This window comes from Kutzneria sp. CA-103260, assembly GCF_018263855.1.
Classification (GTDB): domain Bacteria; phylum Actinomycetota; class Actinomycetes; order Mycobacteriales; family Pseudonocardiaceae; genus Kutzneria.
Genome location: NZ_CP073318.1, coordinates 5,782,255 through 5,796,354 on the forward strand (window position 1 = coordinate 5,782,255; position 14,100 = coordinate 5,796,354).

General features: G+C 70.6%; 11 protein-coding genes. 3 read left to right on the forward strand and 8 right to left on the reverse strand.

The genetic code is table 11. The features are described from left to right. The first annotated feature begins 75 nt into the window (after positions 1 to 75). Together JJ691_RS25240 and JJ691_RS25245 are read left to right on the forward strand one after the other, a co-directional pair. On the forward strand, positions 76 to 1,101 hold the full coding sequence (locus JJ691_RS25240) for a pyridoxal-phosphate dependent enzyme (protein WP_211771179.1): 1,026 nt from the start codon (positions 76 to 78) through the stop codon (positions 1,099 to 1,101). Next, the gene (locus tag JJ691_RS25245; RefSeq protein ID WP_211771180.1) at positions 1,098 to 2,201 is read left to right on the forward strand and encodes a M20/M25/M40 family metallo-hydrolase; all 1,104 of its coding nucleotides are present in this window, start codon (positions 1,098 to 1,100) and stop codon (positions 2,199 to 2,201) included. Before JJ691_RS25240 ends, JJ691_RS25245 begins: the two co-directional genes overlap by 4 nt. Here the strand turns inward: JJ691_RS25245 and JJ691_RS25250 are convergent. Genes JJ691_RS25250 through JJ691_RS25260 form a run of 3 tightly spaced genes read right to left on the reverse strand, consistent with a single transcriptional unit; the run spans position 2,198 to position 4,427 of the window. Continuing rightward, positions 2,198 to 2,773: a TetR/AcrR family transcriptional regulator gene (locus JJ691_RS25250; protein ID WP_211771181.1), complete on the reverse strand. Its 576-nt coding sequence runs from the start codon at positions 2,771 to 2,773 to the stop codon at positions 2,198 to 2,200. The two genes, JJ691_RS25245 and JJ691_RS25250, sit on opposite strands and share 4 nt — an antisense overlap. After that, positions 2,770 to 3,597, reverse strand: coding sequence for an aldo/keto reductase (locus tag JJ691_RS25255; RefSeq protein ID WP_211771182.1), 828 nt, complete (start codon positions 3,595 to 3,597; stop codon positions 2,770 to 2,772). The genes JJ691_RS25250 and JJ691_RS25255 overlap by 4 nt, the downstream gene beginning before the upstream one ends. Next, on the reverse strand, positions 3,597 to 4,427 hold the full coding sequence (locus JJ691_RS25260; protein ID WP_211771183.1) for an oxidoreductase: 831 nt from the start codon (positions 4,425 to 4,427) through the stop codon (positions 3,597 to 3,599). The genes JJ691_RS25255 and JJ691_RS25260 overlap by 1 nt, the downstream gene beginning before the upstream one ends. 75 nt (positions 4,428 to 4,502) lie before the next feature. On the opposite strand from JJ691_RS25260, the gene trpC reads away from it, so the two are divergent. Continuing rightward, positions 4,503 to 5,282, forward strand: a complete 780-nt coding sequence (gene trpC, locus JJ691_RS25265) for an indole-3-glycerol phosphate synthase TrpC (protein WP_211771184.1) — start codon at positions 4,503 to 4,505, stop codon at positions 5,280 to 5,282. On the opposite strand, the gene JJ691_RS25270 is transcribed toward trpC, so the two are convergent. The 5 genes from JJ691_RS25270 to JJ691_RS25290 form a co-directional block, all read right to left on the reverse strand. Continuing rightward, complete coding sequence (locus JJ691_RS25270; RefSeq protein ID WP_211771185.1) at positions 5,260 to 6,102, reverse strand: MFS transporter; 843 nt, start codon at positions 6,100 to 6,102, stop codon at positions 5,260 to 5,262. The two genes, trpC and JJ691_RS25270, sit on opposite strands and share 23 nt — an antisense overlap. 271 nt (positions 6,103 to 6,373) lie before the next feature. Beyond that, on the reverse strand, positions 6,374 to 7,822 hold the full coding sequence (locus tag JJ691_RS25275; RefSeq protein ID WP_211771186.1) for an aldehyde dehydrogenase family protein: 1,449 nt from the start codon (positions 7,820 to 7,822) through the stop codon (positions 6,374 to 6,376). Positions 7,823 to 7,928: 106 nt separating this feature from the next. After that, positions 7,929 to 11,168 (reverse strand): S8 family peptidase, encoded by a 3,240-nt coding sequence (locus JJ691_RS25280; protein WP_211771187.1) that lies wholly within the window; start codon positions 11,166 to 11,168, stop codon positions 7,929 to 7,931. A gap of 68 nt (positions 11,169 to 11,236) precedes the next feature. Beyond that, on the reverse strand, positions 11,237 to 11,914 hold the full coding sequence (locus tag JJ691_RS25285) for a GntR family transcriptional regulator (protein WP_211771188.1): 678 nt from the start codon (positions 11,912 to 11,914) through the stop codon (positions 11,237 to 11,239). 43 nt (positions 11,915 to 11,957) lie between these two features. Next, complete coding sequence (locus JJ691_RS25290) at positions 11,958 to 14,075, reverse strand: alpha-galactosidase (protein WP_211771189.1); 2,118 nt, start codon at positions 14,073 to 14,075, stop codon at positions 11,958 to 11,960. Between the last annotated feature and the right edge of the window lie 25 nt (positions 14,076 to 14,100).

The window sequence follows — 14,100 nt, forward strand, 5'->3', positions numbered from 1 at the left end:
GGTAAGAGAACATGGACGTTATACGCCACGAACGCGCGCTTTTCCTTCACGGTCACGGCCCGGCACACTGGGCTCATGACCGTCTACCGACGCCCCGAGGCCCGGCACTGGCGCTGCTCACCGGCCCCGGACCAGCCGTGGGACTTCCATCGCACGCTGCCCGGCTACGCCCCGACGCCGCTGATCGACGTGCCGAAGCTCGCGGCCGAGTTCGGGGTCGGCCGGGTGCTGGTGAAGGACGAGTCGACGCGGCTCGGACTGCCGGCGTTCAAGGTGCTCGGCGCGTCGTGGGGCATCCGGCAGGCGCTGGTCGGCTTCGACCCGGACGGCCCCGCCACCCTCGACGGCCTGCGGGCGCTCGTCGCCGGGCGCGGAATTCGGCTGGTCACCGCCACCGACGGCAACCATGGCCGCGCCGTCGCCCACTTCGCCCGGCTCCTCGGGGTGTCGGCCACCGTGTTCGTGCCGGCCCACGTCGGGCAGCACGCCGTGGACGCCATTCGCGGCGAGGGGGCCGAAGTCGTCCGCATCGACGGCACCTACGACGAGGCGTGTCGTGCTGCCGCCGGCGTGGACGGAATCCTGGTGCAGGACACGGCTTGGGACGGTTACGAGGCCATCCCGGCCGCGATCGTCGACGGTTATTCGACGCTGTTCCGGGAGATCACCGAACAGCCAACGCTGCTCGCCGTGCCGATGGGCGTCGGATCCTTTGCCCAGGCCGCGGTTCGGCACTACCGCAGCACTCCCGGCGCCGTTTCGCTGCTGGGCGTCGAACCCGCCGCCGCGCCGTGCGTTCTGTCCAGTTTGGACGCCGGCAAGCTGGTCACCATCGACACTTCGGACACCGTGATGGCCGGGTTGAACTGCGGAACCCCTTCCAGCACGGCATTTCCCGACCTGTTGGCCGGTCTCGACGCCGCCGTGGCCGTCACGGACGAGCAAACCCGGCAGGCCGTCGACGATCTCCGGGAGCTCGGCGTGAACGCCGGCCCCTCCGGCGCCGCCACCCTGGCCGGCGTCCGCGCCGCACGGCACGCCCTGGACGTTCCGTCCGACGGTTCCATCGTGTTGGTGTGCACGGAAGGACGTCACCAGTGACCGTCGACGAGTTGCTGAAGCAGTTGGTGGACATCGATTCCGTCAACCCTTCACTGGTGCCCGGCGCGGCCGGCGAACGGGAGATCGCCGACTTCGTCGCCTCGTGGGCCCTTCAGGCCGGGCTGGCCGTCGAGGTGCTGGAGGGCACCCCCGGTCGCCCCAGCGTGATCGTCCGCACCACCCAGGGCCGCCCCGGTCGGCGACTGATGCTGTGCGGGCACCTGGACACCGTCGGCTTCGGACAGTCGACCGATCAGTCCCATGTGGACGGTGACCGCCTGTTCGGACGTGGCTCCTACGACATGAAGGCCGGTCTCGCCGCCGCGCTGGTCGCCTGCCGGGACGCCAACGTGGAGTCACTGGTCGGCGAGGTCGTCGTCGCCTGCGTCGCCGACGAGGAATATGCCAGCCTCGGCGTGCAGGAAGTGCTGTCCGTCCTCAGCGCCGACGCCGCCATCGTCTGTGAGCCCACCGAGTCCACGGTTGCCGTGGCGCACAAGGGTTTCGTCTGGACCGAGATCGAGGTCGTCGGCCAGGCCGCGCACGGCTCCCGCCCCGAGCTCGGCGTCGACGCCATCATGCGCACCGGCCCCGTCCTCATCGCCCTCGACCGCCTGGGCATCGCGCTGCGCCGCCGTGAGCACCCCCGGCTCGGGCCGGGCACCCTGCACGCCTCGCTGATCAGCGGTGGCCGGGAGGAGTCCACTGTGCCGGACCGGTGCGTCCTCACCATCGAGCGCCGCACCCTGCCCGGCGAGTCCGTCGCCGACGTCGAACGGGACATCGAGGAGTTGCTGGCCTCCTGCCGGGCCGACGACCCTTCCCTCGTCGCCAGCCAGCGCACGACCCTGTCCCGGGAGCCCTTCGAGACCGCCGACGACAACGCCATCGTCGCCGTGCTGGCCGAGGTCAGCGGGGCTGAGATCACCGGCGTCAGCTACTGGGCCGACTCCGCCTTCATCTCCGCCGCCGGCATCCCCACCGTGCTGTTCGGTCCTTCGGGAGACGGCGCTCATGCCGACGTCGAATGGGTCAGCATCGCCGACACCGTGCGCTGCGCCGAAACCCTGACCGCCACCGCCCTGCGCTTCTGCCGCTAGGTGTTGGGCAGTAGACCGGTGAGAGCGGCGGCGGAGAGGGCGTCGGCCTCGGCGGCGGTGAGGGGGGCATGTCCGCTCAACAACCGGAAGATCAGCGGTCCGAACAACAAGTCGATGGCCGTCTCCACGGACACCGAGGAACGGACCTCCGCCCGAGCCAGGGCCCGGTCCCACAGCACGCCGATCGCCTGGCGGCGGCCGTCGAGGAAGAACTCGCGGAAGTACGGGGCGGCCTCGGGGTCGGCGACGGTGGCGGCGAGGAGTTGGGCGAACACGCGGCCGGAGTGGCCGGCGTAGAACGCGCTGACGCGGCGGACCTGTTCGGCGAGGTCGTCGCGGGCGTTGCCGGTGTCGGGCAAGGGAATGGCGTCGGCCATGCGGAGGCCGAAGGCTTCGGCGGCGACGGCGGTGCGGTTGGGCCAGTGCTTGTAGATGGTGGCCTTGGACACGCCGGACCGGGCGCTGATGGCATCCACGGTGGCGGCGGGCAGGCCACCCTCGTCGAGCAGGGCCATAGTGGCCGCGAGCACGTCGTTGTGCGCGCGGACACTACGGGGGTTGACACGAGTCACGCGGAGACCGCCGCGAACTCCTCGTCGGACAACGAAATCTGCCCGCCGGCCATGTTCTCCTCCAGGTGCGCGACCTTGGAGGTGCCGGGAATGGGCAGCATGACCGGCGACCGCCGCAGCAGCCAGGCCAGCGCCAGCTGCGACGGGGTGGCCTGGTGGGCCTCGGCGGCCTCGGCGAGCGGGCTGCCGGGGCGGGCGAGATTGCCGGTGGCCAGCGGGAAGAACGGGATGAAGCCGATTCCGTTGGCCTCGGCGTAGTCCAGCACGTCCTCGTGCGAGCGGTGCACCAGGTTGTACGAGTTCTGCACGGTGGCGATGGGGGTGATCTCCCGCGCGGCGGCCAGCTGGGCCACGCTCACCTCGGACAGCCCGATGTGCCGGACCTTGCCCTCCTTCTGCAACGCGACGAGCTCGCCGAGCTGGTCCTCCACCGGCACGTTCGGGTCGATCCGGTGCAGCTGCAGCAGGTCGATCCGCTCCACCCCGAGGTGCCGCAGGTTCAGCTCGGCCTGCTGCCGCAGGTATTCGGGCCGGCCGAGCGCGGTCCACACGCCGGGCCCGCCCCGAGTGAAGCCGACCTTGGTGGCGATCACCAGGTCCGCCGGGTACGGGTGCAGCGCCTCCCGGATGAACCGGTCGGCCACGAAAGGTCCGTACGAGTCGGCGGTGTCGATCAGGTTCACGCCGAGCTCGACGGCCCGCCGCAGCACCCGCACGGCCTCGGCGGGGTCGGCGGGGTCGCCCCACACGCCGGACCCGGTCAGCTGCATCGCGCCGTAGCCGAGCCGGTTCACGGCGAGGTCGCCGCCGATCAGATACGTCATCACTGCTCCTCGAATGCGGTGGAAAGAGCCAGGTCACGCCACTGCGCGAGCTCGTCGGCGACGTGCGCCAGCTTGGCCTCGACGCGGGCCACGCAGTCGGCGCCGAGCTGCACGCGCAGCGGCGGCTTCTCGGCCGACGCGATGGTGATGATCGCCGCCGCAGCCTTGGCCGGGTCGCCCTGCTGCTGATGGTTGAAGGTAGCCGGACGCTGCCGGGTCTGCCCGGCGGTGCCGTGGTAGTCCTCGATGGCCGTGGCCGTCGAGTGCAGCGAGCTGTCGTCGAGGAAGTCGGTGCGGAACATGCCGGGCTCGACGATGGTCACGTGCACGCCGAGCGGCGCCAGCTCCAGCCGCAGCGCCTCGCTCAGGCCCTCGACGGCGAACTTGGTCGAGTTGTAGATGCCCCAGCCGGTGCTGCCGCTGAAGCCGCCGACCGAGCTGATGTTGATCACGTGGCCGGCCCGCTGCCGGCGCAGCACCGGCAGCACCGCCCGGGTGACGGCCAGCAGCCCGAACACGTTGGTCTCGTACACGGCCCGGACCTCGGCGTCGGCCGCCTCCTCCACGGCCCCGAGCAGCCCCCGGCCGGCGTTGTTGACCAGCACGTCGACGCGGCCGAACCGGTCCACGGCGGCCTCCACCGCCCGCCGGGCCGCGTCCTCGTCGGACACGTCCAGCGGTAGCGCGAGCAGCCGCTCCGAGGGCAGCGCCGAGGCGATCGCCCCGGGCCGGCGGGCCGTCGCCACCACGTTGTCGCCCAGCTCCAGGGCCTGCCGGGCGATCTCGAACCCGAACCCGCGGGACGCCCCGGTGACGAACCAGGTCCTCATCCCAGCCTCCTTAAGTGAACTGTACGTTCAGTTTAGATAGCGACGAGGCCGGCGTCAACCGATAGGCTCGGCGGCATGACGACGGTGCTCGACGGAATCCTGGACGGCGTGCTGGCGGACCTGGCCCAGCGCCAGAGCGAGGTGCCGCTGGCCGAGCTGCGGTCGCGGGTCGCCGACACACCGCCCGCGCGCGACCCGCTGCCGGGCTTCCGCGCGGACGGCGTGTCGATCATCGCCGAGGTGAAGCGCCGCAGCCCGAGCAAGGGCGCGCTCGCCGACATCCCCGACCCGGCCAAGCTGGCCGCCGAGTACGCGGCCGGCGGCGCGGCGGCGATCAGCGTGCTCACCGAGCAGCGCCGCTTCGGCGGCTCCCTGGCCGATCTCGACGCGGTCCGCGCCGAGGTGTCGGTCCCCTTGCTGCGCAAGGACTTCATCGTCACGCCGTATCAGCTGTGGGAGGCCAGGGCGCACGGCGCCGACCTCGCGCTGCTGATGGTCGTCTCCCTGGCGGGCGACCAGCTCGGTGAGCTGTACGGGCTGGCCCGTGAGCTGGGCCTGACGCCACTGGTCGAGGCGCACACCGAGGAGGAGGTGGCCCGCGCCGCCGAGATCGGCGCGCAGGTCATCGGCATCAACGCCCGCGACCTGACCACGCTGGCCGTCGACCAGTCGGTGTTCGGCCGGCTGGCCCCGCTGATCCCGGCCGGCGCGGTGCGGGTCGCCGAGTCCGGCGTGGCCGGACCCGACGACGTCGCCGCGTATCACCGGCAGGGCGCTGACGTGGTGCTGGTCGGCGAGGCGCTGGTGAAGTCCGGCGACCCGCGCGAGGCCATCACCAAGTTCCGCGCCGTCTGACCACGGCCGCCGCCACCGCGAATCCGGCGCTGACCAGGAAGGCCTGGCCCACGGCCAGACCGGCCAGCGCTGGCCCGGCCACGGCACCGACGTTGAACGCCGTCGTCGCCAGCGCGCCGGCGATGCGGGGCGCTGTGCCCGAGGCCGTCCGCACGATCGCCCCGATCAGCGTGGCTCCGACGCCAAAAGAACAAGCGCCGCAAACGAAAGCGGCCACGAGCTGGCCCAATGGGCTGGCCGACGCGACCAGCGCGGCCAGCCACACCAGGGCCAACACCGCCGGCCCGAAGCGGATCCATCCCCGGCCGGCCGCCGGCACGCCGACGAACGACCCGAGGCCGAACAGCGCCAGCGCAACGGGAACCCACACATCGCCGAACCCGGACGCGAAGACGCCGAGATAGGTGAACCCGGCGAAGGTCGCCGCGTTGACGAACACGCCGACCAGGATCAGCCGGAAACACCTCACACTCCGCCATTCCGGCCAGACCGAGCCGACGCCCGCAGATCCCCCAACCCGCAAGGGAAACAAAGCACAGCCGGCCGTGACCGCGGCGACGGCCCACAACGTGGCGTGCCAACCGAATTGCTGACCGAGGACGGTGCCGGCCGGCACGCCGACGATGCAGGCCACGGTCACACCGGCGAGGATCACCGACGTGGCCCGGTCCAGCAACGCCGGCAGCACCAACGAAGGCAACGACGCCAGCGCCACAGCCAGGAATCCGGCGTTGGCGACGGCGGCGATCACCCGCGTGCCCAGCAGCAAAACCTGTTGTAGTAAGGCAAAGAGTCGCGAGGCCGCGCCGGTGCTTCGCACGGTTGCTGCATTTCGATCGCCGCTACCCTGCGCAACCCACGACTGAGCCGATGCGGCGGTCGAAATGCAGCAAGGGCGAGGCACCGGTCACGAGCGGCCTCGCCCCGCGCGGAACGCGCGGCAAAAGCACCGTGCCCTGGACGAAAACGGCAGCGGCCAGCACAAATACAGGTAGGGGAAGCAAGAAACCTCTCCGGAGGCGTGTGGGTACAGGACAACAGCGGCTGGGCCGCTACTGTCTGTCCGCCTCCGGGGAAGTCATGGCGGCAGCTTAGCCGATGGGCAGGTGGCGCTGGCCGCTCTGCGCGTTCACCCAGATCAGGTCGGTGAAGTCGGCCAGACTGTACGGACCGGTTCGGCCCCAGCCACTGTCCCGCACGCCGCCGATCGGGGCCTGGATCTCGTCGTCGATGGTGGGGATGTTGACGTGCACGGCCCCGGACTTGATCCGCTCGGCCAGTTCGAGACCGCGGAAGGTGTCAGCGGTGAGGATGGCCGAGGTCAGGCCGTACAGCGGCGTGTTGGCGACCTCGATGGCCTCGTCGACGTCGTCGAACGGCTGCACGATCACCACCGGCCCGAACGTCTCCTCGTACGACATCGTGCAGGAGGCGGGCACGTCGACCAGGATCGTGGGTTCGAAGACCGGCCCGTGGTTCTGGCCGCCGGTCACGATCCGCGCCCCGGCGGACACCGCCTCCTGGATCCGCTCATGCACCGTGGCCACGGCGTCCGGCGTGATCAACGGGCCGATGACGGTCGCCGGGTCCTGCGGGTCGCCGAGCGGCAGCGACCGGGCCTTCTCGGCCAGCCGCGCCACGAACTCGTCGAAGATGCCGCGCTGCACCAGGATCTTCCGCGCGTTCATGCAGATCTGGCCCTGGTGGAAGAACGCGCTGAAGGCGCCGACCCGCACCGCGTAGTCGAGATCGACGTCGTCGAGCACGATCATCGGGTTGTAGCCGCCGAGTTCCATGACGGTCCGTTTCAGCGCCCGGCCGGCCCGCTCGGACAGCATGCGGGCGGTGCGCACGCTGCCGATGAAGTTGATGCACCGCACCTCGGGGTTCTCGAAGAACTCGTCGGCGATGGCCTTGGCCTCGCCCGGCGCGTGCGTCACGACGTTCACCACGCCGGCCGGAAACCCGGCCTCGGCAACGACTTCGGCCACGATCAGGCCGGCCGACACCGGGGCCAGCTCGGACGGTTTGACCACCACGGTGTTGCCGGCGGCCAGCGGCGACAGAACCGCCCGCCAGGCCAGGACATTCGCGCCGTTCCACGGCGTGAAGCTGGCGACCACACCGAGCGGGCGGCGCACGGCCGTGGAGTAGGTGCCGGGGATGTTGGACTGAAGAATCTCCCCCTTGGGCAGATACACCCAGTTGGCGGCCTGCCGCAGCTCCTGCTTAACCAGGTCCTGCTGGAAGTTGGCGAAGAAGATGGTGCAGCCCGTCTCCCGGGCCAGCATCCGCGATATCTCGTCACGCCGCTTCTCCACGACGTCCGCGGCCCGCAGGAACAGGGTCGCCTTGGCCTCGGCCGACAACGCCGCCCACGCCGGGAACGCCTCGGCCGCGGCCTGAACGGCCAGATAGGCGTCGTTCTGGTCGCACGCGGCGACGGTGGCGAACACCTCGCCGGTGTAGGGCTCGTGGACTTCGAAGGTCGCGGTGTGGGGAGCCCACTCGCCGCCGCGGTAGTGGCGATATTCAGTCATGCCAACAACAGTGGCGCTGCGCCACGAATCCGGTCAACGACGGCCGGGCAGTATGCGGAGAAAGCATGGGGGCCATGCGTCGCGCACGCGATGGCCCCCATGCCGGTCAGCCGACCGTGTACCGGTACGGAACCGAGGCGAACACGTCGCCCGACAGCGGCACCGGCTCCAACACGACTCGGCCGAGTTCCGTGCCGTCACCAGGGGAAACGATGTTCAGCGTGCCGGTGACGACGGTGCCGGCGGCGGCGTTCGGCGTGATCGTCACGGGTATCGTCGCCGACGCCCCCGGCGCGATGGCCAACGGCTTGCCGCCGTCGTAGGCGGCGTTGGTCGACGCCGTGTACGGGTCGCCGGTCGGCGAGGTGACCGTGGTGTCGAAGCCGAGGGTCTTGGCCGTGACGGCGAGCGTGCCCTGGGCCTTGGGCACACCGGCCGGCCCGAACGGCCCGATCTCGGTCAGCGAGGCCAGCCAGTCGCCTTGGCCGACGTAGCCGTGCTGCTCGGAAACCGTTGCCGTGGAAGTGGTGTTGCCGGCCTGGGCCGACTTCAGGTCGCCGACCGCGTCGACCGCGCCCCATGGCCCGATGGTGCCGACCGACGCCAGCTCCACCTGCGCCGGCACCGAGGCGGTGCTGGTGATCGTCACCGCCGACGTCTGCGGTGGCACCAGGTAGGACGGGGAAACGAAGCCCTGCATGGGAAGGTGCACCGTCGGCCCGGTCGGGTTGCCGGGCCCCACCCGACCAGCGAGGGAAACGTCCTGCACCTCGGGGGTTCGGGCGTCGGTCTGCACGTAGACGGTCTGTGGGCTGGTGTTCGTCACCGTCACGTGGGCCGTGGTCGGCTTCCCGCCGGGAATCGTTGCCCCGCTGGGCAGATCACTGGTCACGGTCAGCCCGGAGTGCAGCGAGATCGCCCCGGTGAACGGTGTCTCCAGATCGCCGGCGACCGGATTCTGAGCCGCCAGCACGAAGCGCCATCGGCCCGGCAGCGGGTTGGCCACGCTCAGGCTCAGCGCCGGCTCGATCTTCGCCGGATCGTCGAGCGAGGAGTGGTTGGTGCCGACGCTCGGCGTCTCGCCGTTGGGGTCGATCAGCGCGCCGGTGAGCACATTCCCTGGCTTGGCCAGGGAAACGGCCACGTTCAGGCCCGGCGTGCCGGCCGGCACGTCGAAGGCGTAGGTGAAGCTCTCTGCCGGATCGAACGCCCGGCCGTTGCCGCCGGTGATCGTCCCAGCGAAGGAACCCTTGCCACCGACCAAAGGAACCACGCTGCGCAGGATGTCGGCGACCGCGGTGGTGCCCGCCGGCGTGGTGAACGTGACGGCGTTGGCGGAATCCCCGGTAGTGGTCGGGAAAGTGCTCGTCACGGTGACGGACTTGTGCTGCCCCGGCAGCAACACGAAGTCAGCCGGCCAGACCTTGCCGACCGGGGCTGCGGACTGCTGGCGGACGCTGACCCGCACGGTCCCGCTGAACGCCGCCGAGGTGTCGGTGGCGGCAACGGCGGTCCAGGTGCCGGGCGTCGGCTGGCGCACGACCAGGTTGGCGTAGTTGGCCGATTGGCCGTGGCCCTCGGGATAGCTGTTCAACGCCATCCGTCCCAGCGGGTCGAACAACGTGATCGGCACGTCCTGGCCGTCGACCGAGGACCCCGGCCAGGCCGCGTTGACGGCCACCACATCGGTGCCCGGATCAACGGTGAAGGTTGTGCTCGCGTAGGCCATGGTCGCACCACCGTCGCTGCGGAAGGTCGGCGCGGTCTTGGGATCCAGCGCGATATCGTGCTCCGCCGACGGCCCGCGGTCGACGTAGTGCCGCGTCGCCGCGTGCACGACGATCGGCTTGCCGCCGGGATTCGAAACGTCGATCTGGTCGTCACGGCTCGATCCCGGCTGGCCGTCGTGGGAAATCTGGTTGGTGGACAACAGGATTCCATTGGTGCCACGAGCGAGGTCCACGGCGGCGTGCACGTCGAGCAGGCCGGCGCCCTCGTACTGCACCGGCACCCCGAGGTCACGGGCCGAGCCGGTGATGATCTGCTTGACCTGCTGCGGGGTCGGCGACGCGCCGCCGTGCGCCTGCCGGTACTCCTGGATCACCAGCGCCGCCGCGCCGGAGGTCAGCGGGGCGGCCTCGCTGGTGCCGCCGAACGGCAGCACGGACGCCGGTTTGCCGGACTTGTCCACGCACCCCCGGTACAGCGCGGAAGCCGTGCAGGCGGCCCAGTTCTTCTCCCCCGGCGCGGTCACGTCGATGGTCCCGCCGGCTTGGCTGATGCCGGTCGACGACAGCGAGGAGATGTTGTCGTCGAGCCAGCCGCCCTTGCCCAGGCCGTAGCCGTCGGCGCCGGTCTGCGCCCACAGCCGGTAGTCGGTGGACGCGCCGACATTGATCACCTTCGGGTCGGCGCCGGGGCTGTTCAGGGTGTTCGTCGCGCCGCCGTCACCGGACGCGGTGACCACCGTGACGCCACGAGCCACCGCCTGGTCGTTGAACAGCTCCACCGCGTCCCGGGTGCTGGTGGTGGTGAAGTCGTAGAGGCCGAAGGACTCGTTGAGCACGTTGACATGGGCCACGTTGACGGCGTAGTCGATGGCCTGTAGGACGCTGGAGATCGTGGTGGTGTTGGGGCTGTCGAAGGCGTCGAGCGCGACGATGTCCGCGTCGGGGGCCACGCCTTTGATCCGGATCGTGCAGCCGGCCGGCAGCGGGTGCGCCGGGTTCACGAACGTGGAGATGTCGTGCGAGACCAGGCCCTGCGCGCCGATGGAGGAGGCGTCGCCGAACGCTTCCTCGCCTTGCGTGGGCTGATCGGCCGGGCGTCCGGTGAAGTCCTTGACGTCCACGATGGCTTTGCTGCCGTCGGCCCGGGTGAAGTCGGCGTTGTCCCGGTCGATGCCATCGGCGATGTAGGCGACCTTCACGCCCTTGCCGGTCGCGTCGGTCTGGGCGTGGATGGAGTTCAGCGCCTCGGGCTCGAGTTGGGGCTTGGCCGGGTCGGCCGGGCAGAGGTTCTTCGCGTCACCAACTTGGCCCACCGCGTCGACGTGCGGCGGCCCGGCGGACTCGCCGTGCAGAGTCACCCGAACGTCCGGGATCACCGCCGCCACATCGGGATTGGCGGCCAGCGCGTGCTGCTGGGCCTCGGTCACCTTGACCGCGAACCCGTTGCCGAGCGCAAGGTCCTTGACCTGCTGCGGAAGCAGACCCGCCCCGTGCTTGGCGTCCTTGAGCAGGACCACCACCGACTGGTCCGCCGGCTCCGGCGCGGCGGCGGCCACGGCCGTGCCGGCCAGCACCGCGCCCGCGGTCAGACCCGCGATCACAATCCTTCGTCGCATGGATGCGCAGGCTTTCCCATGCGTGTCAGGAACTTGTCAGGAACCTGCGAGCGTCCCGCCGTTGACGTTCACATCCGAACGGTCAGCCGGTCCCGGGCGGTCTCCAGGTGGTTGGTCATGGCCTTGCGGGCCAGCGACGGCTTGCCCGACACCAGGGCGTCCACCAGCTCGCGGTGCTCGGACAGCGCCGCCACGCCCGAGGTCTGGTTGTAGGCCAACCGAAAGAAGTGCAGGTGGCAGTGCGTGCGCTCGAAGGCCTGCTCGACCGCGGAGTTGCCGGCGATGTGCAGGATCAGCTCGTGCAGCCGGGCGTCGTGCGCCGACAGCGCCTTGTAGTCCTCGTAGTTGTCGTCCTCCGGCGCGACCGGGCAGCTGGCCATCTCGGCCTCCAGCGCGGCGGCCCACTCGTCGGTCATCACCGACGCCGCCCTCGCCGCGCTCGGCGGCTCCAGCATCAGCCGCAGCCCGTAGATGTCCTCCACCTCGGCCTTGGACAGCAACTCGGTGACGCGGTAGCCCCGCAGCGGCAGCCGCACCACCAGGCCCTCGGACTCCAGCCGGGCCAACGCCTCCCGCACCGGCGTGCCGGACACGTCGAGCTCGCGCGCCACCTCGTCGATGTTCACCCGATCGCCCGGGGCGATGCCATCGTTCATGATCAGCGTCCGGATCTGCTCATAGACGCCGTCCGCGAGCACCTGTCGGCCCTTGAGCGCCGACAGCCGGGGACCACCAGTCTCATTCACCCGCACCACAACCTCCCCGGAATACAATACCGGATCTGGTGGATCATGCACGATCTACGATTACCTCCAAGAGTAGCGCCTGACCGGGATCGAGCGCAGGCATCGCCACGCCCGCGTCGACCAGCACCGCGCCCGGCACGCGCACCCAGCCGTCCAGCGCCGCCGTGACCCACTCCGGGGCCCTGACCTGGCGCATCGACGGGAGTCCGAGGTCGCCTCGGATCCGCAGCCGGTAGTCACGCCCCCGCGACAGGCCGGGCAGCCGGACCCGCCACGATTGTCCCGCAGGCGAGGTGGAAATCCGGGCCAGGCAGAACAATCCTTGCTCGATAGAAATGACACCGTGGAAAAAAAGTCCGCCGTCGTCAGGAAGGTCGGCCCGCACCATCCGCCCCGAATGCAGCAAGGGTCGGAACTCCTTGTAGAGCGCCGCCCACGCCGTCAGCCGGTCGATCTCCGCCGGCGAGCACGCGGTCAGGTCCTGCTCGATGCCGGCGTGGCCGAACAGGGCCGTGGCCAACCGGAACGAGACGTCGGCGCGCCGACTGGTCGTATGGCTACGTTCCGGGCCGACGTGCGAGCCGATCAGCTCGGGCGGCAGCAGCTGCGCGGTCCAGCGCTGGATCGACTGCCGCTCAACGGGGTCGTTGCAGTCCGAGGCCCAGACCCGGTCGGTGCGGGCCAGAATCCCGAGGTCGACCCGGCCGCCGCCGCTGGCGCAGGACTCGATCTCCAAGGCCGGGTGCCGGCGCTTGAGCTCGTCGATCAGCCGGTACAGGGCCAGGGTCTGGTTGTGCACGGCCGGTCGCCCGTCGTGCGTGACCGCCTCGTGCAGGTCGCGGTTGTGATCCCACTTGATGTAGTCGATCCCGTACTCCGAGACGAGATCGTCGATGGACGTCAGCAGATACGCCCAGGCGTCCGGGTTCGACAGGTCGACCACGTACTGGTTGCGCGACGGCGGGCCGGGCTCCCCCGGCACGCCCAGGATCCACTCGGGATGCCGGCGGGCCAGGTCCGAGTCCAGGTTCACCATCTCCGGCTCGAACCACAGCCCGAACTGCATGCCCAGACCCTTGACGTGGTCCACGAACGGAGTGAGGCCGTGCGGCCACACCGTGGTGTCGACCTGCCAGTCGCCGAGGCCGGCGGTGTCGTCGCGGCGGCCGCGGAACCAGCCGTCGTCGAGCACGACCCGCTCCACTCCGACCTTGGCCGCCGCGTCGGCCAACGCCTGGAGTCGGTCCAAGTCGTGGTTGAAGTAGACGGCTTCCCACGTGTTGAGCACCAGCGGCCGTGGCGGGCGGACCTTCTTGCGCTGCAACGCGTGCCACCGGGCGGCCAGCCCGTCCAGACCCTCATCGGACCAGGCGAACAACGAGATCGGCGTTTCGTAGCGCTCACCGGGACCAAGGCGGACCTCGCCCGCCCGCAGCAGTTCGCCGCCGCCGAGCACCGGCGGCGTCTCCGGCAGCTGCTCGGCCACGTAGCGCTGATCACCGCTCCACGCCACGTGCAGGGCCCACACCTCGCCGTCGCCGAAGCCGTACCCGGGCACGCCGACGGTCATCAGGAACGCCGAGTCCTGGCCGGGCTTGCCGCGCCGGGACTCGCGGACGTGCGCGCCGTGGCCGAGCCGGGTCCGCTGCGGCGACCGCTCGCGGCACCACTTCCCGGTGAAGTCCAGGACCTCCAAGGCCCGGCTCGGCAACGGCAGCAGGGTGGAAACGCTGGCGACCTCATAGTGCTTCGAGGCCGCCAGCGCGGCTTGAGCCGACAGCACTCCGCTGTCGTCCATCTCGTAGGTCAACGTGATGCGCAGGCCGGTGATCGCGTCGTCCAGGACGAGCACCAGCCGGTTGTCGGCCAGCGCGTGCTCGACCAGCCGCGGCCGGGGCGTGGTGGCCACGCCGTCGCGGTGCCCGGACAGGGCCGGCGTGCCAGCCCAGCCCTCGGCTTCGGATGGCCACACCGAGCACCGGCGCGGCACGTCCACCGAGTTGTTCAGCACTGCTGGCTCACCGGTGAAGGCCAGCGCCGCCAGCCCCGACTCGTCCAGCTCGCCCAGGTCGCGCCCCCAGTGCACCACCACCGGCACCGGCAGCGCCGCCAGGTCCACCACGAACCCGACCCCCGCCGCCCGCAACTGCGCGAACCGCATCCCGTCCCCCTTCACCCCGCGAGTC

Coding starts and splice junctions, on each gene's coding strand:
- JJ691_RS25280 (WP_211771187.1), bottom strand. CDS start 11,168: ATGCGACGAAGGATTGTGATCGCGGGTCTGACCGCGGGCGCGGTGCTG.
- JJ691_RS25260 (WP_211771183.1), bottom strand. CDS start 4,427: ATGAGGACCTGGTTCGTCACCGGGGCGTCCCGCGGGTTCGGGTTCGAG.
- trpC (WP_211771184.1), top strand. CDS start 4,503: ATGACGACGGTGCTCGACGGAATCCTGGACGGCGTGCTGGCGGACCTG.
- JJ691_RS25255 (WP_211771182.1), bottom strand. CDS start 3,597: ATGACGTATCTGATCGGCGGCGACCTCGCCGTGAACCGGCTCGGCTAC.
- JJ691_RS25290 (WP_211771189.1), bottom strand. CDS start 14,075: ATGCGGTTCGCGCAGTTGCGGGCGGCGGGGGTCGGGTTCGTGGTGGAC.
- JJ691_RS25240 (WP_211771179.1), top strand. CDS start 76: ATGACCGTCTACCGACGCCCCGAGGCCCGGCACTGGCGCTGCTCACCG.
- JJ691_RS25275 (WP_211771186.1), bottom strand. CDS start 7,822: ATGACTGAATATCGCCACTACCGCGGCGGCGAGTGGGCTCCCCACACC.